Source organism: Lichenibacterium minor (assembly GCF_004137685.1).
Classification (GTDB): Bacteria; Pseudomonadota; Alphaproteobacteria; order Rhizobiales; family Beijerinckiaceae; genus Lichenihabitans; species Lichenihabitans minor.
In genome coordinates this window covers 1-25541 of the sequence record NZ_QYBB01000011.1, presented here as the reverse complement: position 1 = coordinate 25541, position 25541 = coordinate 1, and the positions used below count along the sequence as shown (strand labels likewise).

At 72.8% G+C, this 25541-nt stretch carries 24 protein-coding genes and 2 tRNA genes; 9 read left to right on the top strand and 17 right to left on the bottom strand.

What is annotated here, in order from left to right:
- The 6 genes from D3273_RS11520 to D3273_RS29620 all read right to left on the bottom strand — a co-directional run bounded on the left by D3273_RS11520 (position 1) and on the right by D3273_RS29620 (position 6505).
- Entirely contained in the window at positions 1-816 is an 816-nt protein-coding gene (locus D3273_RS11520; protein ID WP_245501119.1) for a TatD family hydrolase, read from the bottom strand.
- Positions 813-2366 carry a methionine--tRNA ligase gene (metG, locus tag D3273_RS11515; protein WP_129226639.1) on the bottom strand — a complete coding sequence of 518 codons (1554 nt, stop codon included), beginning with the start codon at positions 2364-2366 and terminating at the stop codon, positions 813-815. Before metG ends, D3273_RS11520 begins: the two co-directional genes overlap by 4 nt.
- Positions 2367-2383: 17 nt before the next feature.
- The gene (locus tag D3273_RS11510) at positions 2384-3442 is read right to left on the bottom strand and encodes a DNA polymerase III subunit delta' (protein WP_129226637.1); all 1059 of its coding nucleotides are present in this window, start codon (positions 3440-3442) and stop codon (positions 2384-2386) included.
- Positions 3439-4110: a dTMP kinase gene (tmk, locus tag D3273_RS11505; protein WP_207210766.1), complete on the bottom strand. Its 672-nt coding sequence runs from the start codon at positions 4108-4110 to the stop codon at positions 3439-3441. The genes D3273_RS11510 and tmk overlap by 4 nt, the downstream gene beginning before the upstream one ends.
- Positions 4107-5333 carry a D-alanyl-D-alanine carboxypeptidase family protein gene (locus D3273_RS11500; protein WP_129226635.1) on the bottom strand — a complete coding sequence of 409 codons (1227 nt, stop codon included), beginning with the start codon at positions 5331-5333 and terminating at the stop codon, positions 4107-4109. Before D3273_RS11500 ends, tmk begins: the two co-directional genes overlap by 4 nt.
- 92 nt (positions 5334-5425) lie before the next feature.
- Positions 5426-6505, bottom strand: coding sequence for a septal ring lytic transglycosylase RlpA family protein (locus D3273_RS29620; protein WP_281011257.1), 1080 nt, complete (start codon positions 6503-6505; stop codon positions 5426-5428).
- Between the two features lie 291 nt (positions 6506-6796).
- Between D3273_RS29620 and D3273_RS11490 the strand changes: the two genes are divergently transcribed.
- The 6 genes from D3273_RS11490 (at position 6797) to queF (ending at position 10811) form a co-directional block, all read left to right on the top strand.
- Positions 6797-6883, top strand: a tRNA-Ser gene (locus tag D3273_RS11490).
- A gap of 217 nt (positions 6884-7100) precedes the next feature.
- The gene (locus D3273_RS11485; protein WP_129226633.1) at positions 7101-7343 is read left to right on the top strand and encodes a hypothetical protein; all 243 of its coding nucleotides are present in this window, start codon (positions 7101-7103) and stop codon (positions 7341-7343) included.
- A gap of 25 nt (positions 7344-7368) precedes the next feature.
- Positions 7369-8322: an aldo/keto reductase gene (locus D3273_RS11480; RefSeq protein WP_129226631.1), complete on the top strand. Its 954-nt coding sequence runs from the start codon at positions 7369-7371 to the stop codon at positions 8320-8322.
- Entirely contained in the window at positions 8319-9071 is a 753-nt protein-coding gene (locus D3273_RS11475) for a sulfite exporter TauE/SafE family protein (RefSeq protein WP_129226629.1), read from the top strand. Before D3273_RS11480 ends, D3273_RS11475 begins: the two co-directional genes overlap by 4 nt.
- 289 nt (positions 9072-9360) lie before the next feature.
- Positions 9361-10248 carry a glucosamine kinase nucleotide-binding domain-containing protein gene (locus D3273_RS11470; RefSeq protein WP_165359462.1) on the top strand — a complete coding sequence of 296 codons (888 nt, stop codon included), beginning with the start codon at positions 9361-9363 and terminating at the stop codon, positions 10246-10248.
- A 104-nt stretch (positions 10249-10352) separates the two neighbouring features.
- Positions 10353-10811 carry a preQ(1) synthase gene (gene queF, locus D3273_RS11465; RefSeq protein ID WP_129226625.1) on the top strand — a complete coding sequence of 153 codons (459 nt, stop codon included), beginning with the start codon at positions 10353-10355 and terminating at the stop codon, positions 10809-10811.
- Here queF and D3273_RS11460 read toward each other — a convergent pair.
- The 6 genes from D3273_RS11460 to tpiA all read right to left on the bottom strand — a co-directional run bounded on the left by D3273_RS11460 (position 10793) and on the right by tpiA (position 16781).
- Positions 10793-11758 carry a lysophospholipid acyltransferase family protein gene (locus D3273_RS11460; RefSeq protein WP_129226623.1) on the bottom strand — a complete coding sequence of 322 codons (966 nt, stop codon included), beginning with the start codon at positions 11756-11758 and terminating at the stop codon, positions 10793-10795. The two genes, queF and D3273_RS11460, sit on opposite strands and share 19 nt — an antisense overlap.
- A gap of 167 nt (positions 11759-11925) precedes the next feature.
- Complete coding sequence (gene kdsA / locus D3273_RS11455) at positions 11926-12768, bottom strand: 3-deoxy-8-phosphooctulonate synthase (protein ID WP_129226621.1); 843 nt, start codon at positions 12766-12768, stop codon at positions 11926-11928.
- Positions 12765-13646, bottom strand: a complete 882-nt coding sequence (locus D3273_RS11450; RefSeq protein ID WP_129226619.1) for a VOC family protein — start codon at positions 13644-13646, stop codon at positions 12765-12767. Before D3273_RS11450 ends, kdsA begins: the two co-directional genes overlap by 4 nt.
- A gap of 82 nt (positions 13647-13728) precedes the next feature.
- On the bottom strand, positions 13729-15357 hold the full coding sequence (gene pyrG / locus D3273_RS11445; RefSeq protein ID WP_129226617.1) for a CTP synthase: 1629 nt from the start codon (positions 15355-15357) through the stop codon (positions 13729-13731).
- Positions 15358-15512: 155 nt separating this feature from the next.
- Positions 15513-15905, bottom strand: a complete 393-nt coding sequence (gene secG / locus D3273_RS11440; protein ID WP_129226615.1) for a preprotein translocase subunit SecG — start codon at positions 15903-15905, stop codon at positions 15513-15515.
- Positions 15906-16025: 120 nt separating this feature from the next.
- On the bottom strand, positions 16026-16781 hold the full coding sequence (gene tpiA / locus D3273_RS11435) for a triose-phosphate isomerase (RefSeq protein ID WP_129226613.1): 756 nt from the start codon (positions 16779-16781) through the stop codon (positions 16026-16028).
- Positions 16782-16896: 115 nt separating this feature from the next.
- On the opposite strand from tpiA, the gene D3273_RS11430 reads away from it, so the two are divergent.
- Positions 16897-18525, top strand: coding sequence for an adenylate/guanylate cyclase domain-containing protein (locus D3273_RS11430; RefSeq protein ID WP_129226611.1), 1629 nt, complete (start codon positions 16897-16899; stop codon positions 18523-18525).
- Positions 18526-18549: 24 nt separating this feature from the next.
- On the opposite strand, the gene D3273_RS11425 is transcribed toward D3273_RS11430, so the two are convergent.
- Positions 18550-19530, bottom strand: a complete 981-nt coding sequence (locus D3273_RS11425; protein ID WP_129226609.1) for an aldo/keto reductase — start codon at positions 19528-19530, stop codon at positions 18550-18552.
- A 152-nt stretch (positions 19531-19682) separates the two neighbouring features.
- Here D3273_RS11425 and D3273_RS11420 point away from each other — a divergent pair, with 152 nt between their 5' ends.
- Both D3273_RS11420 and trpE read left to right on the top strand, forming a co-directional pair.
- Positions 19683-21590 carry a peptidylprolyl isomerase gene (locus D3273_RS11420; protein WP_129226607.1) on the top strand — a complete coding sequence of 636 codons (1908 nt, stop codon included), beginning with the start codon at positions 19683-19685 and terminating at the stop codon, positions 21588-21590.
- 2 nt (positions 21591-21592) lie between these two features.
- On the top strand, positions 21593-23110 hold the full coding sequence (trpE, locus tag D3273_RS11415) for an anthranilate synthase component I (RefSeq protein ID WP_129226605.1): 1518 nt from the start codon (positions 21593-21595) through the stop codon (positions 23108-23110).
- A gap of 258 nt (positions 23111-23368) precedes the next feature.
- Here the strand turns inward: trpE and D3273_RS11410 are convergent, their stop codons facing one another.
- The 4 genes from D3273_RS11410 to D3273_RS11400 form a co-directional block, all read right to left on the bottom strand.
- Positions 23369-24466, bottom strand: a complete 1098-nt coding sequence (locus tag D3273_RS11410) for a substrate-binding domain-containing protein (RefSeq protein WP_129226603.1) — start codon at positions 24464-24466, stop codon at positions 23369-23371.
- On the bottom strand, positions 24463-24585 hold the full coding sequence (locus D3273_RS29615; protein ID WP_281011255.1) for a hypothetical protein: 123 nt from the start codon (positions 24583-24585) through the stop codon (positions 24463-24465). Before D3273_RS29615 ends, D3273_RS11410 begins: the two co-directional genes overlap by 4 nt.
- Positions 24586-24821: 236 nt before the next feature.
- Positions 24822-25133: a hypothetical protein gene (locus tag D3273_RS11405; protein ID WP_129226601.1), complete on the bottom strand. Its 312-nt coding sequence runs from the start codon at positions 25131-25133 to the stop codon at positions 24822-24824.
- 218 nt (positions 25134-25351) lie between these two features.
- Positions 25352-25428: transfer RNA gene (locus tag D3273_RS11400), tRNA-Met, on the bottom strand.
- Between the last annotated feature and the right edge of the window lie 113 nt (positions 25429-25541).

The window sequence follows — 25541 nt, the reverse complement described above, 5'->3', positions numbered from 1 at the left end:
TCATGGGCGCGATATCTCGGGCGCGCCCTGCCCGGCGCGGGGCGGGAGCTTGGAGAACAGCCGGTCGACGTTGGCGCTGGTCGCCGCCGCGAAGGCGTCGACGTCGAGGCCCTTCAGCTCCGCCAGGACGCGCGCCGTGTGGGCCACGAAGGCGGGCTCGTTGCGCTTGCCGCGGTGTGGCGCGGGGGCCAGGAAGGGCGCGTCCGTCTCGACCAGCATGCGGTCGAGCGGCACGCCGCGGGCGACGTCGCGCAGGTCGCCCGAGTTCTTGAAGGTGACGACGCCCGAGAACGAGATGGACAGCCCGAGCTCCAGCCCCGTGGTGGCCAGCTCCGCCGAAGCGGTGAAGCAGTGCAGCACGGCGGAGAACCGCCCGCGGCCCATCTCGTCGCGGAGGGTCGCGGCCATGTCGGCATCGGCGTCGCGCGAATGGATGACCAGCGGCAGACCCGTTTCGCGGGCCGCCGCGATGTGGGTGCGGAATACCCGGTCGGCCAGGTCGCGCGGTGCCGCGTCGTAATGGTAGTCGAGCCCCGCTTCGCCGATGCCGACGCATTTGGGATGCGCCGACAGGGCGACCAGGCGCTCCACCGAAACGTCCGGTTCCTCGGCGGCCTGCAGCGGATGCGTGCCGACGGTGAAGAACACGTCGGGAAAGCGCTCGGCCAGCGCGACGATGTCGCCGTTGCGCGCGACGCGGGTCGAGATGGTGATCATGCGCGCCACGCCCGCCGCGCGGGCGCGCTCCACCACGGCGTCGAGTTCGGGCGCGAACTCGGGGAAGTCGAGGTGGCAATGGCTGTCGGTCAGCGTCACGCGGCCGGCTCCGCCTCGACGTAGCGGGGAAACACGCCGGAAGGCGCGGGCAGGGCGGTGCCCGGGGTCAGGCGATGCTCGGGCCCGAAATGGGCGAAGTCGCGAGCCTCGGCCGGCACGGCCAGGAAGTCCAGCAGCCGCGACATGGCGCCGGGCATCACGGGCTGCACCACGATGGCGATCTCGCGCACCACTTCGGCCACCACGGCCAGCACCGTGCCCATGCGGACGGGATCCGTCTTGCGCTTCACCCAGGGCTCCTCGCCGGCGAAGTAGCGGTCCGCGGCGGCGATCACCCGCCACGCGGCGGCGAGGTAATCGTGCAGCGCGTAATGGGCCATGGCGTCCCGGGCGCGGTCGAGCAGGGCGTCGGCCTCGCCGAGCAGGTCCCGGTCGGCCTCCGTCAGCGTTCCCCAGTCCGGCACCCTGCCCCCGCAGTTCTTGGCGATCATCGACAACGAGCGCTGCGCCAGGTTGCCGATGCCGTTGGCCAGGTCGGCGTTGATGCGCGCCACGATGGCCTCGTGCGAATAGCTGCCGTCCTGGCCGAAGGGCACCTCGCGCAGGAAGAAGTAGCGCAGCGGGTCCACGCCGTAATGCTCGGCGAGCGTCGTCGGCGAGATGACGTTGCCGACCGACTTCGACATCTTCTCGCCCTTGTTGAACAGGAACCCGTGCACCACCACCCGGCGCGGCAGCGGGATCCCGGCCGACAGGAGGAAGGCGGGCCAGAAGACGGCGTGGAAGCGGGAAATGTCCTTGCCGATGAGGTGGGCGTCCGCCGGCCAGAAGCGCGCGCGCGGGTCCGACGCGTCGGGAAAGCCCGTGCCGGTGAGGTAGTTGGTCAGCGCGTCGACCCAGACGTACATCACGTGCTTCGAATCGCCCGGCACCGGCACGCCCCAGTCGAAGGCCGTGCGGCTGATCGACAGGTCGTTCAGCCCGCGCGACACGAAGCTCACGACCTCGTTGCGGTACTTCTCCGGGGTGACGAAATCGGGGTTCGCGGCGTAATGGGCCAGCAGGCGGTCCCCGTAGGCCGACAGGCGGAAGAACCAGCTTTCCTCCTCGACCCATTCGACCGGCGTTCCGGTCGGGGCGAGGCGGGTGCCGTCGGGGCCCGGCACGAGGTCGGCCTCGTCGTGGAAGGCTTCGTCGCGGACCGAATACCAGCCCTTGTAGCTCGACAGGTACACGTCCCCGCGCGCTTCCATGCGGCGCCAGATCTCCTGCGCGGCGGCGCGGTGCCGGGGCTCGGTCGTGCGCACGACGTCGTCGGCCTCGGTGCCGAGCAGGCGGTTCATGGACAGGAACTGTTCGGCGGTGCGGTCGGCGAGCCCCTGCGGGGTCAGCCCTTCGCGCGCCGCCGTCTGCTGCATCTTCTGCCCGTGTTCGTCCATGCCCGACAGGCTCAGCACGTCGAAACCGTCGAGCCGCTTGAAGCGCGCGATGGCGTCCTGGGCGATCCGCTCGTAGGCGTGGCCGATGTGCGGGGCGCCGTTGGCGTAGGGGATGGCGGACGAAATGCAGTAGGTGGGGCGCGGGGCCATGAAGCTTCTTCTTGGGGTCAAAGCGCGCGCGTCGCCTGGGCGAGATCCGCGAAGGTCGAGAACAGGAACGTCTTCTTGTCCAGGTTAAGGGCCAGCGTGTCGCGCGCGGAGCGGCGGACTTTCTCCCATACCTCGGCCAGGGGTGCAAGGCGGCGGGCCCCGCCCGAACCGGCCCGCAGGCGCTCGTGCAGCCAGTCCAGGATGGCGCCCGTCAGCACCGCGAAATCGTCCTCGTCGGACCCGATCCGGTCCGCCAGGCGGTGAAGCCCGGCCCAATCGACCTCGGGGAGCCGCGCCAGCAGGCGCGCCGTGTCGCCGTCGAGGCTCAGCCGTTCGCCGCCGAGATAAGGCAGCGTGCCCGACACGGAGTTTCCGGCCCGCCGCACGGCCTCGTCGAGCGTCGCGGGCTCGATCGTCGACCAGGGAGCCCCGAGCGCCCGCAGCGCCGCGACGGCGTCGGCGGGGCCGAGCGGGTCCAGGGCGAGCTTGCGGCAGCGCGAGCGCAGCGTCGGCATCACCTGGGCGGGGTGGTGGGCCAGCATCAGGAACAGCGAGCGCGAGGGCGGCTCCTCGACGAGCTTCAGCAGCGCGTTGGCGCTGTTGGTGTTGAGGTCCTCCGCCGTGTCGATGATGCAGATCCGGTAGCCGCCGGCCCGGCTCGCCTGCTGGAACAGGCCGGACATCTTCCGCACCTCGTCGACGCGGATGTCGGAGAAGAACTTGCCGGTCTTGTCGTTCCAGCCGCGCCGCAGCACCGCGACGTCGCCCGGCGCGCCCGCCGCCGCCTGCCGTGCCGCGGGATGGTCCGGGGGCACCCGCAGGTCCGCCGCGTCCCGGACCGCGCCCGCGGCGGGATCGGGGTTGGCCAGCAGGAAGCGGGCGAAGCGCCAGGCCAGCGTCGCCTTGCCGGTGCCCGCGAGGCCGCCGATGAGCCACGCGTGGTGCAGCCGGCCGGCCCGGTAAGCGTCGAGAAGTTCGCGCTCGGCGCGCGCCTGCCCGAACAGCCCGGCCGTTTCGCGCGGGTGCGGGGCGCCTTCGGCGCGGTCGCTTTCGGGGGCGGCCTCGCCGTCCTTCACGGCCGCGCTCCCGGGTTGGGTCGGCGTAGCGCGGGGAAGCGGGCCCGCGCGATCAGCCACAGCGTTTCCGCGATGGCGTCGGCGTCGCCCGAAGCGTCGACCACGAGGCAGCGCTCCGGCTCGCGCTCGGCGTTCTCGAGGAAGGCCCGTCGCAGCCCCTCGTGGAACCCGTCCGCTTCGCGCTCGAACCGGTCCGCCGCGCCGGCCCCGCGCCGCGCGCGAGCGCGGGCGAGCCCGATGGCGACGTCGAGGTCGAGCACGAGGGTGAGGTCCGGCATCGTCGGGCCCACGGCCACGCGCTCGAGGCCCGCGAGCAGGCCCGCGTCGACGCCCTCCAGCGCGCCCTGGTAGACGCGCGTCGAATCGGCGAAGCGGTCGCAGACCACGAAGGCGCCGCGGGCCAGGGCAGGGCGGATCGTGACGTCGAGGTGGTCGATGCGGGCGGCGGCGAACATCATGGCTTCCGCCACCGGGCCGAGCGGCTTCACCGCGCCGGACAGCAGCGCGTCGCGGATCAGCTCGGCGCGGGGCGAGCCGCCGGGCTCGCGCGTCGCCACCGCGTCGAGGCCGAGCCCGCGGATGCGGTCGACGAGGCGCCGCGCCTGGGTGGACTTGCCCGTGCCCTCGCCGCCCTCGAGCGTGATGAAGCCGCCCTGCCCCGCCGTCACGGCGCCGCCCCCGCCGGCTGTTCGGCCCGGCCCCCCGGCCCGGCCCCCGCGCCGGGCGGGCGGCCGAAATTCTGCCGGATCAGGGTCGCGCCGAGCTCCCAGCCGGCGTCGAGCGCGCGGCGCGGCAGCGAGCCGGTGCCCACCGCCGCGGCCGCCTTCAGCGGCACGACGAGGATGTCGGCTCCGTCGTGCGCGACATGCAGCTCCGCCACCGTGGCGCCCTGCTGCACCGGCGCCCGCAGCGGCCCGCGATAGGTGATGCGGCCGGACAGCGTTTCCCCCGCACCGCGGGGCACGAGCAGCTTCACGGGGGCCCCGGCGACGAGCGGCACCTCGCCGACCTCGCCGCCGAACACCTGTGCGGTGCCCACCACCTCGTCGGCGCCGTAAAGGTCGCGCGGCTCGAAATTGCGGAATCCCCAGGTCAGCAGCTTGAAGCTTTCGGTGGCGCGGTCCTTCGCGGTGCGCAGCCCGTTGACGACCACGATCAGCCGTTCCCCGTTCTGCACCGCGGATCCGACCAGGCCGAAGCCGCTTTCGGCGATGTCGCCGGTCTTCAGCCCGTCGGCCCCGATGTTCATGCCCAGCAGCGGGTTGCGGTTGAGCTGGCGCACCCTGTTCCAGGTGAACTCGCGCTCGCCGAAGTAGCGGTAGAAGTCCGGATAGGTGTGGATCACGTGCCGGGCCAGGGTCGCCATGTCGCGCGGCGTCACCCGCTGGTTCGGGTCCCCCCTGCCCCACGGGTTCTTGAACACGGAATGGTCCATGCCGAGCTCGTGGGCCCGCCGGTTCATCAGGGCCGCGAAACTGTCCTCCGAACCCGAGATGCCCTCGGCGAGCGCGATCGCGGCGTCGTTGCCGGACTGGACCACGAGGCCCTGGATCAGGTCCTCGACCGGGATGCGGCTGTTCAGTGCCGCGAACATGGTGGAACCGCCCGACTTGGCCCCGCCCGAGCGCCACGCGTTCTCAGACACGAGGAACACGTCGTCGAGCTTGAGGCGCCCTTCCTTGATCTCGCGGAAGGCGATCTCGGCGGTGAGGATCTTGGTCGTCGAGGCGGGCGCCATCTGCTTGTCGCCGTTCTTGTCGAACAGCACCGAGCCGGTGTCGGCATCCAGCAGGAGCGCGAAGGGCGCCGCGGTCTGGAAGGCTTCGGCGGCGCGCGCCGGGGGAACGGCGCAACCCAGAAGGGCGGCGATGAGGAAGAAGCGCGTCGGCACGGGGGATCTCGCGTCGGGACAGCGGCGGGAAGCGGCGCCCGGGGCCAGTGTAGCCCGGCCGGCCCGGCGGCCAAAGGACCGGATGGCGCCCGTCAGCGCGCCTCCTCGTGGGCCACCGGCTTTCGGTGCGGGACCGCTCCGCCCGGCTTTCCAGCCTCGACCCGCCGCGCCGGTCCCGCGAAGGACAGGGTCGCGCGCGGCGCCGGTTCGGATTTCGGCGGCGGGAACAGCGGCTTGAAGAAGGGATCCCGCCCGCCGCCGGCCCTGCCGCGGAGGGCGGGCGCCGGAAACGGCCTGGGGAGGAGCGGGGCCGCGAGGGGGCGCGCCGGCGCGGGCACGACCGGGTCGATCGGCCCCGCCACCGGCACCGCGGCGGCGTGGCCGCGCCGGAAGATCGGCAGGGACGCCACGCGGGCCGGGATGTTGGGCAGCGGCGAGGGACCGTCGGGCGGGGGCGGCAGCGCCTCGTCGGCGACCCGCGCCGGCTCGGCCATGCCGTCGAGCCGCGCCGGGCGGCCGTCGGTGGTCAGGGTGGCGAGCAGCCTGTCGTCGTCCGCGCCGGCGAGGCTGGCGCGCCCGACATAGTCGATGCGGATGCGGCCTGTCCCCTCGGTCTTGAAGGCCAGCGCTTCGGCGACGCGCTGCGACACGTCCATCACCCGCCCGCCGTGATAGGGTCCGCGGTCGTTGACCCGCACGATCAGCGAGCGGCCGTTCTTGAGGTTCGTCACGCGCACGTAGCTCGGCAAAGGCAGCGTCGGGTGGGCGGCCGAGATCGAGCCCTTGTCGAAGATTTCGCCGTTCGCGGTGCGGCGGCCGTGAAAAGCGTCGCCGTACCAGGACGCGGTGCCCACGGCCGCATATCCCTTCGGGTCGGCGTTGGGAACGTAGGTGTGGCCCCCGATCGTGTAGGGGCGCCCGACGAGGTATCCGCCGCCGCCGCGCGGCACCGCCTGCCCGTCCTCGACGAGGCGCGGGCTGGCCCAGACACCGAGGATCGGGTCGAAATACCGGCCGCCCCCGGGCCGGCCCGGGTTCAGCGACGGCTGCGTGGCGCAGCCCGCCAGCGCCGCGGCGCAGACCGCTAGGGCGCCCCAGCGCAGGGCGGCGGCCATCGGGGCGGCGGGGGCGGGCGGGGCGGTGGCGGAAAGCGCGGCGGCCGGGAACTTCATGGTCTGACGCGGGATCCTGCTCGGACGCAGGCGCTCCGATCTCCGCCCCGCACCGTCCCGGTGGGGAGGGCGGCGGGCCGGTGCGAGCGGTTCGGACTGTCGATACACAGCATTTTCGGCCCCGCCGCTTTCGGAAGGCTTAAACGCGCCGCCGTCCGCGCCACGCCCGCCGGGGCGCCAGGCCCTGCCCCGTTTCGCCCTTGGAATGAGGTCGAATTACGGCACAGCTCAAGGTCCCTCGCCCGAGATCACGATGGCCAGGCGGGCGGACCTGCACTATGGTGCCGGCGAGGACGGGTGGCCGAGTGGTTGAAGGCAGCGGTCTTGAAAACCGCCGTGGGTGCAAGCCTACCGTGGGTTCGAATCCCACCCCGTCCGCCGGCAGCCCGGCCCGGTGCCCGCCGTCCCCCTCGCTTGCCGGCGAGCACAGCGTCGCGTTCGGTCGGCGTCGGATGCCGGTGCGCCGCTCGGGGCCGCTTCGATGCCCGACCCCGGAATTGACGCTCCCCCGTTCGGGTGCAAGGCTCCTGCCGCCGGGGCCCGGCAGCGGGCGGTCCGAATCGCCATCGCGGGCCCGCATGCGAGGGGAAACGCCATGAAAGCCGTCCTGATCGCCGCCGCCCTGATGGCGGGCCTGTCGGCCGCCCACGCGGACGGCACCTGCACCGCCAACGCGGCGGACAAGAAACTCGGCGGGGCCGCCAAGACCAGCTTCCTCGGGAAATGCCGGCGCGACGCCGCGGCGTCCTGCGACGCGGCCGCGGCTGGCAAGAAGCTCGCCGGGGCGGCCAAGACGTCGTTCACGACGAAATGCGTCAGGGACGCGGTCGGCGGCTGACGCGGACGGCGGGAGGGCATCACCGATGATGAAGCGCAGACTGGGTCGATCCGACATCGCCGTGGCGCCCTGGTGCTTCGGCGGCAACGTTTTCGGCTGGACGGCCGACCGCGACGCGTCCTTCGCCCTCCTCGACGCCTTCGTGGGCGCGGGTTTCGACTTCATCGACACGGCCGACGTGTATTCCCGCTGGGTGCCGGGGCATGTCGGCGGCGAATCCGAGACGGTCATCGGCGATTGGCTCGCGTCGCGCGGCGGGCGGGACCGCATCGTGCTCGCCACCAAGGTCGGCATGGGACAGCCGGACCGGGCGGGCCGGCTCGACCGTGCCCATATCGAGAGCTCGATCGACGGCTCGCTGAAGCGCCTGCGCGTCGACTACGTCGACCTCTACCAGTCTCATGCCGACGACGGCGACACGCCGATCGAGGAAACCTTGGACGCCTATGCGCGCCTCGTGAAGGCCGGCAAGGTCCGCATCATCGGGGCGTCCAACTTTTCCGCGGACCGGCTGCGCACCTCGCTCGCGATCAGCGAAGCGCGGGGGCTGCCGCGCTACGAAACGCTGCAGCCGGAATACAACCTTTCGGTCCGGTCCGGGTTCGAGGGCGCCGTGCAAGACCTCTGCGTCGCCGAGGCCGTGAGCGTGATCCCCTATTTCGCCCTGGCATCCGGCTTCCTCACCGGCAAATACCGCTCGGAGGCCGATTTCGGGAAAAGCACGCGCGGCGGCAACATGGGCCGGCACCTCAACCCGCGCGGCCTGCGCATCCTGGGGGCGCTCGACGCCGTTTCGGCGCGGCGCGGGGCGTCGCTCGCCGCGGTGGCGCTCGCCTGGCTGATGGCGCAGCCGTCGGTGGCGGCGCCGATCGCCAGCGCGACGTCGCTCGACCAGTTCCGCGACCTCGCCGCCGCGGCTTCGCTCGACCTGTCGGCCGGCGACCGCGCCGAGCTCGCCGCCGCCTCCGCCCCCGCATGACCGGCACGGGCCTCCCCCTGCTCTTCGCCGCCGGGCTCTGGGCCGGCACGCAGAACGCGCTGGCCGGGGGAGGGTCGTTCGTCACCCTGCCGGCGCTGATCCTGAGCGGGCTCGACGCGCGGGCCGCCAACATCACATCGACCATCGCGCTGTTCCCCGGCCAGCTGTCGACCGGCTTCGCCGGGCGCGCCCATGTCCGCGGGGCCCAGAACCTGTCGTTCCGGGCCCTGCTCGGCATCAGCCTGGTCGGCGGCGCGGCCGGCGGGGTCCTGCTGCTGGTCACGCCGGCCTCGTTCTTCGCGCGGCTCGTGCCCTGGCTCGTGCTCTTCGCCACCGCGGTCTTCGCCTACGGGTCCTTCGGCCGCAGGCGCGCGGACGCCGCCGCCGTGCACCTGACGGCCGCCCAGGCCGCTGGGGCGCAGTTCCTCATCGCCGTCTATGGCGGCTATTTCGGCGGCGGCATCGGCTTCCTCATGCTCGCCGCCCTGACCCTTGCGGGCCTGCCGACCCGCAACGCCGGCGCATCCAAGAACGTGCTGGCCGGGGTGATGAACGCCGCCGCCGTGGCGATCTTCGCCTTTTCACCCTCCGTGGCCTGGGTGTCGGCCCTGGCCCTCGGCGTCGGCGCCGTGCTGGGCGGCCTCGCCGGTGCCTGGATGCTGAGCCGGGTCGACGAGAAGCTGCTGCGCGTCGGCGTCGTCGCGATCGGCGTGATGCTGACGATCGGCCTGTTCGCCCACCCCGTCTGATTACCCCGTCATCGACGATGCCCGTCCCGCGACGGGGGAGGGACGCCGCCCGCGCGGCGCCGCGGCTCCGCTCCGGCCGGCCCCCATGCCCACCGCCCCCGAGGCGCGCCGCGCCCCACGGCGCGCGCGCCCGTCTGCGCCCGCGGAGTCGTTCGTTTCACGGAACATCGTTCTTCATGCCGAACGACACCCCGTGAAACGGCCGCCCGACGAGGTCCGCTCCGCCTTGGCGCGCGGGCAAGCGGGCGCTACAGCCCGGGAACAGTCTGGCGGGAAGGGGAACGGGACGATGGCCGGCACGGAAGAGAAGGCCCCTGCCCTGTTCATGGGCATCGACGGCGGCGGCTCGACCTGCCGGGCGCGGCTGCGCGACGGCGCGGGTGCCGTGCTGGGCGAGGCGGTCGGCGGCAGCGCCAACGTCTACCTCGACTTCGCCGGGGCGCTCGCCGCCGTCCGGGACTGCATCGGCGCCACGCTCGCCGCGGCGGGCCTCCAGTCCGATGCGGGCGGGCGCCTGCGGGTCGGCCTGGGGCTCGCCGGCGTGTCGTCGCCCGCCATCGCGGCCGAGGTGGCGGCGGCGCTCCCGGGCTTCGCCGAGGTGCGGGTGTCCAACGACGCCGTGACGGCCTGCCTCGGCGCCCACGGCGGGGCGGACGGCGGCCTCGTCATCGCCGGCACCGGCAGCGCCGGCCTGGCCCTGGTGGGTGGGCGCGAGATCGTCGTCGGCGGCCGCGGCTTCGTGCTCGGCGACGACGGGTCCGGCGCCCGCATCGGGCTCGACGCGTGGCGCCGCGCCCTGCGGGCCCACGACGGCCTGGAGCCCCACACGCCCTTCACCCGAAGCCTGATGGCGCGCTTCGGCGACGATCCCGCCGCGGTGATCCGCTGGGGCCTCGCGGCGCGCTCGGCGGATTACGGGGCGGAAGCGCCCGCCTGCTTCGCCGCGGCGGCCGGGGGGGACGCCGTGGCGCTGTCGATCGTGCGCGGCGCCGCGGCGTCGCTGGCCGAACTCGTCGCCGCGGTGCGGCGGCTCGGCGCGGACCGGATCTGCCTCGTGGGGGGCGGGGCTTCTGCGGTGCGGCCCTACCTGCCCGCCGCGGTCGCCGACGCGCTGGCCCCGCCACACGCCGACGCGCGGGACGGCGCCGTCCTGCTGGCCGGCGGCCGCCTGCCCTGAGCACCGGGGCGCTGGCTGTGCGCAGAAGGCTTGTGCGGGGGCGGAGGGGGGACTAACTCGGCCACGAAGGCCGCGCCGGCGGCCCCGCCCCCGCGAGTCCAGCCTTGTCCGATCCCCTCACGCCGACGCTGCTCGGCCAAACCGTCGCCCAGCCCGGCTCGCCCGAGGAAGCCCGGCTCGACCGCGTGCCGAACCCGCATCCCGGCACGCTCTACCTCGCGCGCTTCACCGCGCCCGAGTTCACCTCGCTGTGCCCCGTCACGGCGCAGCCCGACTTCGCCCATATCGTCATCGACTACGTGCCGGACGGCTGGCTCGTCGAATCCAAGTCGCTGAAGATGTACCTCACGTCGTTCCGCAACCACGGTGCCTTCCACGAGGACTGCACGGTGCGGATCGGCAAGGAGCTGCAGTCGCTCCTGCTGCCCCGCTGGCTCCGCATCGGCGGCTACTGGTACCCGCGCGGCGGCATCCCCATCGATGTGTTCTGGCAGACCGGCGCGCCGCCCGAGGGGCTCTGGCTGCCCGACCAGGGGGTGCCGCCCTATCGCGGCCGCGGCTGACCGCGGCGCCCCGCCAGCTTGCGCGCCACCGCCCGCCGGCCGTCGGACATCCGGCGCTTGAGGCCGAGCAGCGGCTCCCCGGCGCCCCGCGGGCGGGCGGGCGCCGCGGGTCCCGCCAGGGCGAGCTGCGGGAAGGCTGGCGTGAGCCCGTAGGTGAGCGCCCGCAGGTGGTCCGCCAGGGCCTGGCGGTCGAGGCAGGCCGGCAGGGCCGAGAAGGGCACGGGCCGCCCGACGGCGACCAGCATGGCGCTGCCGATGCGGCTCTTCACCTCGTGAAAGATCAGCGACAGGCGCAGGACCGGGCTGAGGTGGCTGGCGATCTGGAACAGGCGGCTGTTCTGCCCCTCGAAGCACACCGGCACCACGGTGGCGCGGGACCGCTGCACGAGCTGCGCCGTGAAGGGCTGCCAGGGCCCGTCCGTGGCGCGCTCGCGGCCGAGCCGGTCCGGCGCCGTCGAGATGCCGCCGGCCGGGAACACCACAACGCAGCCGCCTGCATCGAGGTGGCGGCGGGCCGCGGCGCGCGACGCGACGTTGGTCCGCGTGGCGCCCTCGGTCGGGGCGAAGTCGATCGGCAGCACGTGGGCGGCGATCTCGGGCGCCCGCAGCAGCACGGCGTTGGTGAGCACGAGGAAGTCCGAGCGCACCTGCCCGACCAGCCACGAGATCACGATGCCGTCGAGCACGCCGTAGGGGTGGTTCGCCACCACGACGACAGGGCCGGTGCGCGGCATGGCGGCCAGCGCGGCGGGGTCGAAACGGACGTCGAGCCTCAGGCTGCGCACCGCCGCGGCGAAGAAGCTCTCGCCCGCGACGCCGTGGCGCCGGTTGTCGAGGTAGAGCCGGCGCAGCTGGCGCTGGCCGGTGGCGGCCTCGACCAGGCGAATGAGGCCGCGCTTCACGGGCGGCATCGCGTCGTCGGCGTAGCTGAAGTTCGGGTCGCTCATGGCTGTCGTGCCTAGCAGGCCCGCGTGAAGGCGAGATGACGCGGGACGACGCCCCGCCGCGGCCTGGAGCCGGTGCCGCTCGCCTCGGCCCGCGATGCCGGCACTAGCTCCCTGTTTTTAAGGTCATGTTCACGCGACCAGGTGACTCCACCCGATCGCGATCCGTTCTAAAGCGCCTTGGCGAGGCGATCGAAGCGCTGCAGCGTGGCGACCAGCCCTTCCATGTCGTCGAGCGGCACCATGTTGGGCCCGTCGGAGGGCGCCGTCCCGGGCGTCTGGTGGGTCTCGATGAACACGGCCGCGACCCCGACCGCCACGGCGGCGCGGGCCAGCACGGGCACGAACTCGCGCTGCCCGCCGGACGTCTTCCCCTGCCCGCCGGGCTGCTGCACGGAATGGGTGGCGTCGAAGACCACCGGCGCGCCGGTGGCGGCCAGCACCGGCAGGGCGCGCATGTCGGACACCAGCGTGTTGTAGCCGAACGAGGCGCCCCGCTCCGTCACCAGCACGTTCGGGTTGCCGCCGCCCACCAGCTTGTCGACGACGTTGCCCATGTCCCACGGGGCCAGGAACTGGCCCTTCTTGACGTTCACGGCGCGGCCCGTGGCGGCGGCGGCGAGCAGCAGGTCGGTCTGCCGGCACAGGAAGGCCGGGATCTGCAGCACGTCCACCACCTCGGCCACGGGCGCGCATTGGGCGGCGTCGTGGACGTCGGTCAGGACGGGCAGGCCGGTGCGCGCCTTGACGGCCTCGAAGATCGCCAGGGCGGCGTCGAGGCCGATGCCGCGGGCGCTGTCGGCGGAGGAGCGGTTGGCCTTGTCGAAGGAGCTCTTGTAGACGAGGCCGATGCCGAGCCGCTCGGCCAGGGCCGCCAGGGCGTCGGCCATGAACAGCGCGTGGTCGCGGCTTTCCATGGCGCAGGGGCCGGCGATCAGCGCCAGCGGCAGCCGGTTGCCGATCCGCACCGCGCGGGGCCCCTGCCCCACCACCACTTCGCCGTTGTTCGTCATGCCGCCGCGTCCCCGTTGCGGGGCCCGGAATGGCACGGGGCGGGCGCGAAGGCCAGCGCCACGCCGAAGGCGGCATGGGGCGGCACCACGACGGCGCCGGCGACCTCGGCATGGGGGATGCCGGCGCGGTCGAGCAGCGCGCGCACGGGTGCGAGCGCAGCGACCACGAGCGCGACGGCGGCGAAGCGGCCCGCGACGGCGCCGGCGCCGTAGCGCGCCTCGGCATCGGCGGGCGTCATGATGGCAAGCTGGCCGGTGGGCGTGTCGAAGGTCGGGCGCCCGGCCGGCCCGCCCGCCGCCGCGTCGACGACGGCCCCGACCGCGGGGGCGAGGGCGCCGGGGCGGTCGGCGGCCAGCACGACGGCGCCGAGCCGGAGCGCGCCGTTGACGTGCCGCCGCCCGGCGGCATCGCCGAAGGGCTGGTGGTGCCGGCAGGCGAAGAGCCCGGCCTCGGGCAGGGTCGGGAGGGCGGCGAAGGCGAGGCCGAAGCGCAGCGTCGCGGCCGTGCCGTCCGGTGACGCCGCGGCACGCCGGAAGTCGAGGCGCCGCCCCTGCCCCAGCCCGGCCGCGCGGAAGCGCGCCGCATCGGCGTCGGCGTCGGCGGAGCCGAGCGCCACGAGGGGGAGCCCGCCGCCCCGCGCCACCGCGGCGGCGACCGGGCCGGCGAAGGGCGCCGCCGGGTGGTCGGGCGGCGGGGGGAGGAACCCATCCGACAGGCCGATCAGTTCGAGGTAGCTGCCGTCGAGCTGCACGACGGCGTTCTCGGTGCCCCAGGGATGGAGGTTGCGCGACCCGACCGTGAAGCCCATCGCCCGGTAGCGCGCGGCCGCGGCGGCAAGGTCGGGGACGGCGAGCACGAGATGGTCGATGGCCCGCATGGCTCGTGTCCCCCTCCGGATGGCGCCCTCGCCCGCAGCGTACGGGCCGGGCAGTCCGGCGGCGAAGCCGCCCGACCCCCGTTCAGACCAGGCGCGACTGGGTCAGCGCCGCCGCCACGAAGCTCGCGAACAGCGGGTGCGGGTCGAAGGGGCGCGACTTCAGCTCCGGATGGTACTGCACGCCGATGAACCACGGGTGGTCGGCGAGTTCCACCGTTTCCGGGAGCAGCCCGTCGGGCGACAGGCCGGAGAACACCATGCCGTGCGCTTCGAGCCGGGCGCGGTAATCCGTGTTGACCTCGTAGCGGTGGCGGTGGCGCTCGGTGATCTCGGTGCCGCCGTAGATGGCGGCGATCTTGGTGCCGCTCCCCAGCGTGGTGGGATAGGCGCCGAGCCGCATCGTGCCGCCGAGGTCGCCGTCGTGGAGGCGTTGCTCCAGCGCGTTCCCGCGCATCCATTCCGTCAGCAGGCCCACGACCGGCTCGGCGCAGGGGCCGAACTCGGTGGAATTGGCGTCCGCGACGCCGGCCAGCGCCCGCGTGGCCTCGATCACCGCCATCTGCATGCCGAAGCAGATGCCGAAATACGGGATCCTGCGCTCGCGCGCGAATCGCGCCGCGGCGATCTTGCCCTCGGCGCCGCGCTGGCCGAAGCCGCCCGGGACCAGGATGGCGTGGACGTCCTCGAGCTGCGACGCCGTGCCGTCGCCCTCGAAGACTTCCGCCTCGATCCAGTCGAGCTTCACCTTCACGCGGTTGGCGAGCCCGCCGTGCATCAGCGCCTCGATGAGGGACTTGTAGGCGTCCTTCATGCCCGTGTACTTGCCCACGACGGCGATGCGGACCTCGCCTTCCGGGTTGAGGGCGCGCTCCGTCACGGCGTTCCAGCGCGTCATGTCGGGCTTGGGCGCGGGGGCGATGTCGAAGGCCGCCAGCAGCGCCCGGTCGAGCCCCGCTTCGTGGTAGGCGCGGGGCACGTCGTAGATCGAGGCCACGTCGCGCGCCTCGATCACGGCGTCCTCGCGGACGTTGCAGAACAGCCCGAGCTTGCGGCGCTCCTCGACGGGGATCGGCCGGTCGGAGCGGCACAGCAGGATGTCGGGCTGGATGCCGATGGAGCGAAGCTCCTTCACGGAATGCTGCGTCGGCTTGGTCTTCAGCTCGCCCGCGGTCGGGATGTAGGGCAGCAGCGTCAGGTGGACGTAGACGGCGTGGCCGCGCGGCAAGTCGTTGCCGAGCTGGCGGATGGCTTCGAAGAAGGGCAGCCCCTCGATGTCGCCGACGGTGCCGCCGATCTCGACCAGCACGAAATCGATGTCGTCGTTGCCCTCCAGCACGAACTCCTTGATGTGGTTCGTGACGTGGGGGATCACCTGCACGGTGGCGCCGAGGAAGTCGCCGCGCCGCTCCTTGGCGATGATGTCCTGGTAGATCTGGCCGGTGGTGATGTTGTCGGCGCGGGTCGCCGGTCGGCCGGTGAAGCGCTCGTAGTGGCCGAGGTCGAGGTCGGTCTCCGCGCCGTCGTCGGTGACGAAGACTTCCCCGTGCTGGTAGGGGCTCATCGTGCCGGGGTCGACGTTGAGGTAGGGATCCAGCTTGCGCAGCCGCACCGTGTAGCCGCGGGCCTGGAGCAGGGCGCCCAGCGCCGCCGACGCGAGGCCCTTGCCCAGCGACGACACCACGCCGCCGGTGATGAAGACGTAGCGTGCCATCGGGTTCAACACCTGTCTCAACGCGGGCGCGCCGGGCCGACCTCACGGCCGCGGCGCACCGATCATGCGATGGGCCGATCCGGGGATCGGCCCTGCGGAAACGACGAAGGGGCGGCCGTCGAAGCCGCCCCTCCCCTCATGTCAGGCCGAGGCCGTCACTGCGACTTCGGCACCTCGGGCTGCGCCGGGGCGGCCGGGGCCGCGCCGCTCTTCTGCTTCTCGATCTGGTTCAGCTGGTCCATCAGCGTCGAGCCGGGCTGGACCGGCACGGCGCCGGCCGGCGTCGCGCGGGACGCGGCGGGGGCGTCGAGCAGCGACTTCGGGGCGCGGTTGTAATGGGCCAGCAGCGTCAGGGCGAGGCTGGTCACGAAGAACAGCGTGCCCAGGATGGCGGTCGCGCGCGTCAGCGCGTTGGCCTGGCCGCGGCCGGTCATGAAGCCGCCGCCCCCGCCGACGCCCAGGGCACCACCCTCGGACCGCTGCAGCAGCACGGTGGCCACGAGCGCGATCACGATCATCAGGTGGAACACGATCAGGACGGTTTGCATCTGTGACACTCGGGGGGCGGCCGGCGCCGGCTCGCCGGGGCGATCGGAAAGAATGCGGTTCCCATACACCATGGGCCCCGCGATGCAAATTTCCGGCCCGGCGACGCGGCCCGGATCCGGTCACCGCCGCGCTTCGGCGATGGCGAGGAACTCCGCCTCCTTCAGGCTCGCCCCCCCGACCAGGACCCCGTCGACGTGCTCCACGGCCAGCACTTCGGCGGCGTTGTCGGGCTTGACGGAGCCGCCGTAGAGGAGGCGCACGCCGCCGCCCTCGGCCCCGAGCAGCGAGCGCAGCCGGCGGCGCATGAAGGCGTGCACGGTGGCGATGTCGTCCGCCGACGGCACCACCCCGGTGCCGATGGCCCACACCGGCTCGTAGGCCAGCGCCAGGCCTGCCGCACTGGCGCTCGGCGGGACCGAATCGTCGATCTGCCGGCCGATGACGCGCAGCGTTTCGCCCCGGTCGTGCTCGGCCCGCGTTTCGCCGACGCACAGGATCGCCATCAGCCCGGCCCTCCCGGCGGCTTCGGCCTTGGCGCGGACCACCGCATCCGTGTCGCCGCGATGGGCGCGCCGCTCGGAATGGCCGACGATCACGGCGCCGGCGCCGGCGTCCCGCAGCATTTCGGCCGACACGTCGCCCGTCGACGCGCCGGCGGGGTGTGCATCGCAGTCCTGCCCCCCGATCATCAGGCCCGTGCCGGCGCAAAGGTCGGCCGCCGCCATCACCAGCGTGAACGGCGGGCAGATCAGCACGTCGGCCCCGCGCGTTCGGCCGGCCGCCACGGCGTCCCGCAGGGCGGCGATCTCGGACAGCGACGCCCGCGTGCCGTTCATCTTCCAATTGCCCGCGAGCAGGGGGCGCGAGGTGGCCATGGTGGAGGATTCCTGCCTGGAGCATTGAGGGGACGGCCGGGGCGGGGTATCATCGGCATCGCGGCTTGCAAAGCCCGGCGCGCGGCCGCCTCCGCCGAGCCCTCGAGGTGGAAGTTTGTCGGACCCAGGGGGGCGCGAGATCGACGGCTCGGACCCCGCCGGGGAGGCCCTGCCCCGGCTGCTGGCGGTGTTCGCGCGCGCCGAGTTCCAGGCCCCGGTGGAAGCCATCACGGGCCTGGCGGCGCTGCTCGCCGAGGACTGGCCCGACGAGGCTTCGCGCGCCGACGTGGGCCGGCTGTCCGCCGCCGCGGCGCGGCTCGACGCCATGGTCCGGTCCCTCTTCGACCCTTCCGCGACCGAGAACCTGATGGAAGGGCGCGACGCCGCTGCGGCGTCGAGCCACCTCCGCCACGAGCTGCGGACGCCCATCACCGCCATCCTGGGCTACGGCGAGCTGCTCGCCGAGGAGATCGAGGGCGCGGCCGGCGCCGCCCAGGCGGGCACGCTCGCCGACATGCTCGACGCGGCGCGGCGGCTCCTGGCGCAGATCGACGCCATGGTGGAGTTCATGCGGCTGGCCCACCAGGGCCGCGGCGAGGAAGCCCAACGGCTGCTCGACCACGATTCCGCCCTGCACGAGCCCATGGAGGCGATCCGCTCCGTCCTGATGGAGCCGGCCGTGACCGGGCCTCGCGCGCTCGGCCGCGTGCTGGTCGTCGACGACAACGCGTCGACGCTGGACCTCCTGTCGCGCCGCCTGCGCCGCGACGGGCACGAGGTGACGAGCTGCGACAACGGCGAAGGCGCGCTGGAGCTGCTCGAGGGCACGGAGTTCGACCTCGTCCTGCTCGACCTGCTCATGCCGGGCGTCAGCGGCATCGAGGTGCTGCGCCGCATCAAGGGCGCGCCCGAAACGGCGGCCCTGCCGGTGATCATCGTTTCGGCGCTCGACGAGATCGAGAGCGCTGTCCACTGCATCGAGTCGGGCGCCGACGACTACCTGACGAAGCCCATCAACCCGGTGCTGCTGCGCGCCCGGATGACGGCCTCGCTGGAGCGCAAGTTCCTGCGGGACCGCGACCAGGCGACGACGCAGAAGCTGCGGACCGAGCAGGAGCGGTCCGAAGGGCTGCTGCTCAACCTCCTGCCCCGCAGCGTCGTGGAACGGTTCCGCAACGGCGAATCGGTGATCGCCGACAGCTTCGCCTCCGCCACCATCCTGTTCAGCGATCTCGTCGACTTCACCCAGACCACCGCCACCCTGCCGCCCGACGTGGTGTTGGAGCTCCTGAACGGCATCTTCTCGCGCTTCGACCGCCTGACGGCGGAACACGGGCTCGAGAAGATCAAGACGATCGGCGACGCCTACATGGCGGCGGGCGGGCTGCCGGAAGCCTGCCGCGACCACGCGGCCCGCGCCGCCGCTATGGCGCTGCGCATGCCGGCCGCCGTGGCCGAAGCCAGCCGTGCGATGGGCCAGGACCTGCGCATCCGCATCGGGCTCCACACGGGGCCCGTCGCGGCCGGCATCATCGGCAAGGACAAGTTCATCTACGACGTGTGGGGCGACACCGTGAACGTGGCGAGCCGCATGGAAGCGATGAGCGAGGCGGGCCGCGTCCACGTCACGGGGGAAACCCTGGCAGCCCTCGGCGGCCGCTTCGGCGCCGAAGCGCGGGCGCCCATCCAGGTGAAGGGCCGCGGCACGATGTCGACGTTCTTCCTCGACGCCCTGCCGGGCTGACCGGCCCCAGGCCGGCGAGCGCTTCTACGCGAAGCCCGCCACCGCGTGGGGGACGTAGGGCTCTTCGAGGCGGGCGACCTCCTCCGCCGACAGCGTCAGCTCCAGGGCCGCCACGGCGTCGTCGAGGTGGGCGGGCTTCGAAGCTCCGACGATGGGCGCGGTCACGCCGGGCTTCGACAGGAGCCAGGCCAGGGCCACCTGGGCGCGGGGCACGCCGCGAGCCTCCGCGATCTCGCCCACGCGGTCGATGACGGCCCGGTCCGACGCTTCGAAACCGCCGTACAGCGTTTTCCCGAAGGCGTCGCTTTCGGCCCGGTCGGTCCTGGTCTCGGGCGGCCGCGTGAGGCGGCCCCGCGCCAGGGGGCTCCACGGGATCATGCCGATGCCCTCGGCCCGGCACAGCGCCACCATCTCGCGTTCCTCCTCGCGGTAGAGCAGGTTGTAATGGTTCTGCATGGATACGAAGCGGGTCCAGCCATGGCGGTCCGCCAGGTGGAGCGAGCGGCAGAACTGCCACGCATGCATCGACGACGCCCCGATGTGGAGCGCCTTGCCGGCCTTCACGACGTCGTGAAGCGCTTCCAGGGTTTCCTCGATGGGCGTGTCGGGGTCGTAGCGGTGGATCTGGTACAGGTCGACGTGGTCGGTCCCGAGGCGCTTCAGGCTGGCATCGATCGACGCCATGATGTGCTTGCGCGACAGGCCGGCGCCGTTGGCGTCGGGGTGGGTGCGCCCGTGCACCTTGGTGGCCAGCACGATCCCGTCGCGCCGCGCGTAATCGACCAGCGCCCGGCCGACGATCTCCTCGCTCGACCCGTCGGAATACACGTCCGCGGTGTCGAAGAAGGTGATGCCGAGGTCGAGCGCCCGTTTCAGGAAGGGCCGGCTTTCGGCTTCCGGCAGCGTCCACGGGTGGTTGCCGCGCCCGGGCTCGCCGTAGGTCATGCAGCCGAGGCAGAGCCGCGACACCTTCAGTCCCGTCCGCCCCAGGTTAATGGATTCCATCTCGTTCGATCTCCGGCCCGCTCTCATGGGTCGGGAATCCGGGGCGGTCGTCGAAAGATCCGCCCGCGTTGCGCTGGCGTGCCGTCGCCTATAGATCTGCGCCCCAGTCGCGCGACCCCGCGCCCGCCCCCTCCACCGCGAGAAACGACCCCATGCTCGGAGGCATCCGCGCCGCACAATCGACCTGGATCGGCAAGGCGCTGACCACGCTGATCTTCGGCGTCATCCTCATCGCCTTCGTGATTTGGGGCATCGGCGACCCGTTCCGCGGCGGGAGCGCCAACGCGGTGGCGCAGGTGGGCGACGTCACGATCACCACCGCGGCCTACCGGCAGGCCTACCAAGCCGACCTGCAGGACATCCAGCGCCGCACGCGCCGCGCCGTCACCAACGAGGAGGCGCACCGCATCGGCCTCGACGCCCGGGTGCTGTCGCGCCTGATGTCGAACGCGGCGCTCGACGACCGGGCGCAGAGCTTCGGCCTCGCCATCTCGGACCGGCAGATCGCCAAGGGCATCCTGTCCGACCCGTCCTTCGCCGGGCCGGGCGGGGCTTTCGATCGCGCGCGGTTCAACGAGGTGCTGCGCGACAACAACTTCACGGAAGCGAGCTTCATCCGCGAACAGCGCGGCACCTATCTCCGCCAGGAGCTGGTGGGGGCGCTGATCGGCGGCATCGAGGCCCCGACGGCGGCCATCGACGCCCTGCACCGCTACGAGGACGAAACCCGCAGCCTCGACGCGATCGCCCTGCCGGCATCGGCGGCCGGGCCGGCGCCGGTGCCCGACGACGCGGCGGCGCGCGCCTACTACGACGGCCACAAGGCCGCTTTCACGGCCCCGCAGTACCGCAAGCTCGTCGTGCTGGCCGTGACGCCCGCGACGGTCGCGAAGCCGGACGACGTTTCGGAGGCCGACGCCCAGGCGCTCTACGAGAAGGACAAGGCGGCGCGCTTCTCCACGCCCGAGAAGCGCCACGTCAGCCAGGTCGTCTTCCCCACCGAGGACGCGGCGGCGGCCTTCGTGCGCCGGGTGCGCGCCGGAGAGCCTTTCGCCGACGCCGTCAAGGCGGACGGCCTCGGCGACAAGCTCGTCGACCTCGGCACGGTGGCCAAGGAGGCCATCTTCGACCGCGCGGTGGCGGACGCCGCCTTCGGCCTGCCGGCCATGGGCATCACCGATCCCGTCAAGGGCACGTTCGGCACCGTGGTGGCGCAGGTCGACGCGGTCGAGCCGGGCGCGACCCAGCCCTTCGCCGCCGTGGCGCCGGACCTGAAGCGCGAGATCGCCGGCCGCCGTGCCGGGGCGGCCCTGACGGCGCTGCACGACCGGATCGAGGACGCGCGCGCTTCCGGCAAGACGCTCGCCGAGGCCGCCGCGGCGGCGGGCCTGCAGGTCCGCACGATCGACACGATCGACGCGCAGGGCAAGGGCCGCGACGGGGCGCCGGTGGCGGGCCTGGTCGACGGCCCGGACCTGCTGAAGGCCGCTTTCGCGTCCGACATCGGCGTCGACAACGACACGCTGTCGACGCCCGACGGCGGCACGGTCTGGTTCGAGGTGGCCGGCATCGATCCGGCCCGGCCGCTGACCTTCGACGAGGCCAAGGCCAAGGTGCAGGCCGTGTGGACCGAGGAGGAAACGTCGCGCCGGCTCGACGCCAAGGCGGCCGAGCTCGTGCGCGACATCGACGCCGGCACGCAGACCATGGAGGGCGTGGCCGCGTCGCTCGGCCTCGCCGTCGAGCATGTCGCCGATGCCAAGCGGGCCGGGGCGGCCGGCCTGCCCCCGGGCGTGGTCGCCAAGGCCTTCGACGTGCCGGTGGGCTCCGCCGGGTCGGCGGCGACGGGCCCCACGGGCCGCACCCTGTTCAAAGTCATCGACAGCGTGACGCCGCCGCTCGACCCCGACGCGGAGAACATCAAGCGGATCGCGCAGCGCTACGGCGCGGCGCTGCAGGACGCGGTGATCAACGACTACCTCGGGACGCTCGGCGCCAAGCTCGGCACCAAGGTCAACCAGGCCGCCGTGCAGCAGGCCTCCTCGGGCGCGGGCTATTGACCATGGGCCACCAAGGATTCGCGGCGGTCCCGGCGGCCTACGAGGCCGGGCGCGCCACCGTGGTTTGGTCCGTGCTGGTCGCCGACCTCGAAACCCCGGTGTCGGCCTACCTGAAGCTCGCCTCCAAGCGCGCCGGCAACCTGTTCCTGCTGGAGTCGGTCGAGGGCAACGCCACCCGCGGCCGCTACTCGATGATCGGCCTCGACCCCGACGCGGTGTGGCGTTGCACGGGGCCGCAGGCGGAGCTGAACCGGGACGCCGCGACCGACGCCGGCGCGTTCCGGCCGTTGGACGGCACGCCGCTCGACGCGCTGCGGTCGTTTCTGACCGAATCGGCCATTCCCATGCCGGCGGGCCTGCCGCCCATGTCGGCGGGCGTGTTCGGGTACCTCGGCTACGACATGGTGCGCCACATGGAGCGGCTGGCGCCCGCCAAGCCCGACCCGATCGGCGTGCCCGACGCCCATCTGGTCCGCCCCACCGTGATGGTGGTGTTCGACAGCGTGCGCGACGAGATGATCGTGGTGACCCCCGTCCGCCCGCGGGCCGGCGTTTCCGCGCGGCAGGCCGCCGAGGCGGCGGCGGGCCGGCTCGACCGCGTCATCGGCGAACTCGAAGCGCCCCTCGCCCATCCGGGCGCCGCGGCGGACCCGCTGTCGCCGGCGGAACGGCCCACCTCGAACACGCCCGTGTCCGACTACCTCGGCATGGTCGAGCGCGCGCAGGAGTACATCCGCGCGGGCGACGTGTTCCAGGTGGTGCTGTCACAGCGTTTCTCCGCCCCTTTCGCGCTTCCGCCCTTCGCGCTCTACCGCGCGCTCCGGCGCATCAATCCCGCGCCCTACCTGTCCTTCCTCGACTTCGGCACGTTCCAGATCTGCTGTTCGTCGCCCGAGATCCTGGTGCGGGTGCGCGACGGGATCGTCACGATCCGGCCGATCGCGGGGACGCGGCGGAGGGGCGGATCGCCGGCGGAGGACGAGGCGCTGGCGGCGGAGCTGCTGGCCGATCCCAAGGAGCGGTCCGAGCACCTGATGCTGCTCGACCTCGGGCGCAACGACGTCGGCCGCGTGGCGGACATCGGCTCGGTGGAGGTGACGGATCGCTTCTTCATCGAGCGCTACAGCCACGTCATGCACATCGTGTCGAACGTCGAGGGGCGCCTCCGGCCGGACCGGGACATCGTCGACGCGCTGGCGGCGGGCTTCCCGGCCGGCACGGTGTCGGGCGCCCCGAAGGTGCGCGCCATGGAGATCATCGACGAACTCGAGCACGACAAGCGCGGGATCTACGGCGGCTGCATCGGCTATTTCGGTGCCGATGGCACGATGGACACCTGCATCGTGCTGCGGACCTCGGTCATCAAGGACGGGACGATGCATATCCAGTCCGGCGCCGGCATCGTCTACGATTCCGTCCCGGAATCGGAGAACACCGAATGCGTCAACAAGGCGGAAGCGCTGGTGCGCGCCGCCGAGGAGGCCCTGCGCTTCGCGACGGCCGGCCGGCGGGGGCAGTGAGGCGGGGCACCGCCCTTCCCGATCGCACCGGCGGTCGTACAGCATCTCCGCCTTCTTGCGCCGCACGAGCGGCGGTGCGCTTTCGCGCTCGCCACGCGGTCGAGGCTTTGCCAGCCGGTCTCCGAGGACGGCACGTCGTCGATGGGCCCGAGGCGTGCCGCACCGCTCGATCGTGCTCCGTAGCCAGGGTGGGCGCCCGACCCTGGACGAACGCGTCGGCAACACGGGATGGCGCGAGCGTCCCCGGGCGTCGGTCGACTAGGATCCGGCCCAGATCCTCTTGTAAGCGTCACGGTAGCCGTTGTCGGGGTCGAACAGGTTCCGCGGCCCGCCATCGTAGGCGATGTTCTCGGCCGTGACGACGTGGACCGGCGACACGTAGCCCGACCAGGGTCGTCCCGCGAAGGCGCGGTTCAGTTCGTCGACGAGTTGCCAGCCCTGCTCGGTCAGGGGCTCGGCGACCGTGGCGATCTGGTAGTCCTTGGCACGGATGCGCTGGAAGGCCGATTCCGAGCCGTCGCCGGCCGAGATGTTGTGTGGTGCTCCCGCACCGTCGACGCCGGCGGCGCCGAGCGAGGCCGCCATGAAGTCGTAATAGAGGTCGTTCACCGCCAACGAGTAGGTCCACTTGGCGCCGTAGCGCTGCAACAGCGATGTGGTGAGCTGCGGCATGCGGGTCGAGGCCTCGGTCATCGGCGAGTCCTCGAGGCTCAGCACGGCGCAGCCGGAGCATTTCTTGATGTCGGCCTCCATCATGCGTGCCTTGCCGATGGCCATCTCGTAGTTAGAATCGCCGAAGATCACGACGCCCGCCTTGCCGTTCGAGGCCACGATGGCGAGGTCGGACGCGGTCTGCGCCACGTCGGAGATGCTCGTGTTGACGTTGGCGAACATGCCGGTGGTGGGGTCCGGCCCCGGCGCCACCGTGGCGTGCCAGCCCACGTAGGGGATGCCGGCCGCCTTCAAGGTCGCCAGCGCGGCGTTCTGTTCGACGGCGTCGAAGCCGCCGAGCACGATGCCATCGGGCTTGAGCGCGATGGCTTGGTTCACCGCGGCGGTCCGCGCCGAGATGTCGCCCCGCCCATCGAGGATGCGCAGCGTCCAGCCGATCGCCTTCGCGGCCTCTCCGACGCCGCGCGACACGCCCTCGGTGCCGCCGTTTCGGAGGTCGCCCGCGATATAGATGATCGTCTTGTCCGTCGCGGCCTTGGGGCCTGCCGTCGGGCCGTCCCACTTGGTGACACGCGCGGTCGCAGCCGCGACCCTCGCCTTGGCGTCGGCGAGTTCATCGGCGCGCGCGCCCGCCGCGGCGAACAGGGCCAGCGCGGCCGTGGCGCCCAGAAGCATCGATCTCATCGCATTTCCTCCTTGGTGATCGGGGCCGTGGCGGCCCTCGTTTTATCGAGCAGCGCGGCGCCCACCGCCGCGGCGAGACCGCGCTGGGCGCAGCCAGAGATGCCCGTGGCGACGAGCAACCCCGTTTCCTCGAACGGCGGCTCGGCATGGCACGAGCCGCCGCCGCCGCTTGCCGAGGCGCACCGCGAAGGCGGTCGTGCCGGTCCCCGGCGCCACGCGTCCCTCGACGCCGAGCCGCACGGGACTTGGACTGAACTCGGCTGCTTGGAACCCTTCGAGGTCAGCGGGGCCGCCCGCAGCGCGGACGGGTCCGTGTCGGGGATGTTAAACCCGTCGACCGTCTGCCCGTCCCGCATCACCGCCACGCGGTCGGCGGCGTACCGACTGTCGGCGCCCTGACGGGTGCGGTCGCCGAAGCCGAGAGTGTCGGCCGCCGTTCTCCATTCGACGCAGCCGAAGTCTTGGCGGATGAAGGGACGGCGAAGCGGCCGCCGGGCGGCGTCCAGGCGCGATAGGGTGCACCGTCGGTCAGGGCGGGCAGGCCGGGCTCGCTGTCGCCGAGGAAAGCCAGCACCTCACCCCGCCGGACATCGAGGGACACGTCCTGGAAAGAGCGCGTGGCGCCGAACGTCTCGACGACGTCGTAGCTGAGAACACCGTCCGGCATTCCGATCCCCTTGGCGGCAGTCTCGCGCTGCTCGTGCTTCGATATCGGTAACGAAACGTGGCTTTGTCAACACGGGCGTGAGGTCGCCGCGGTCATGTCACGTCGGAACGGGCGAACGCCTCTCGCGCAGCGGGACGCCTCACGTCGGCGCTCGACAGTCGCCTTGACGCGCGAAAGCCCCGAGGTGTGGGCCTCGGGGCTTTCGGGATGGTGATGGTTGGTTGCGGGGGCAGGATTTGAACCTGCGGCCTTCAGGTTATGAGCCTGACGAGCTACCGGGCTGCTCCACCCCGCGTCGCCCCGGCGTCGGTCCCGTGCGGGGTCCGCCGCCGTGTCGGTTGTCGTGTCGAGTGAAGTGTTCCGTTGATCTTGGCGGGCCTGGCGGCGACCGACTCTCCCGGGCCTTGA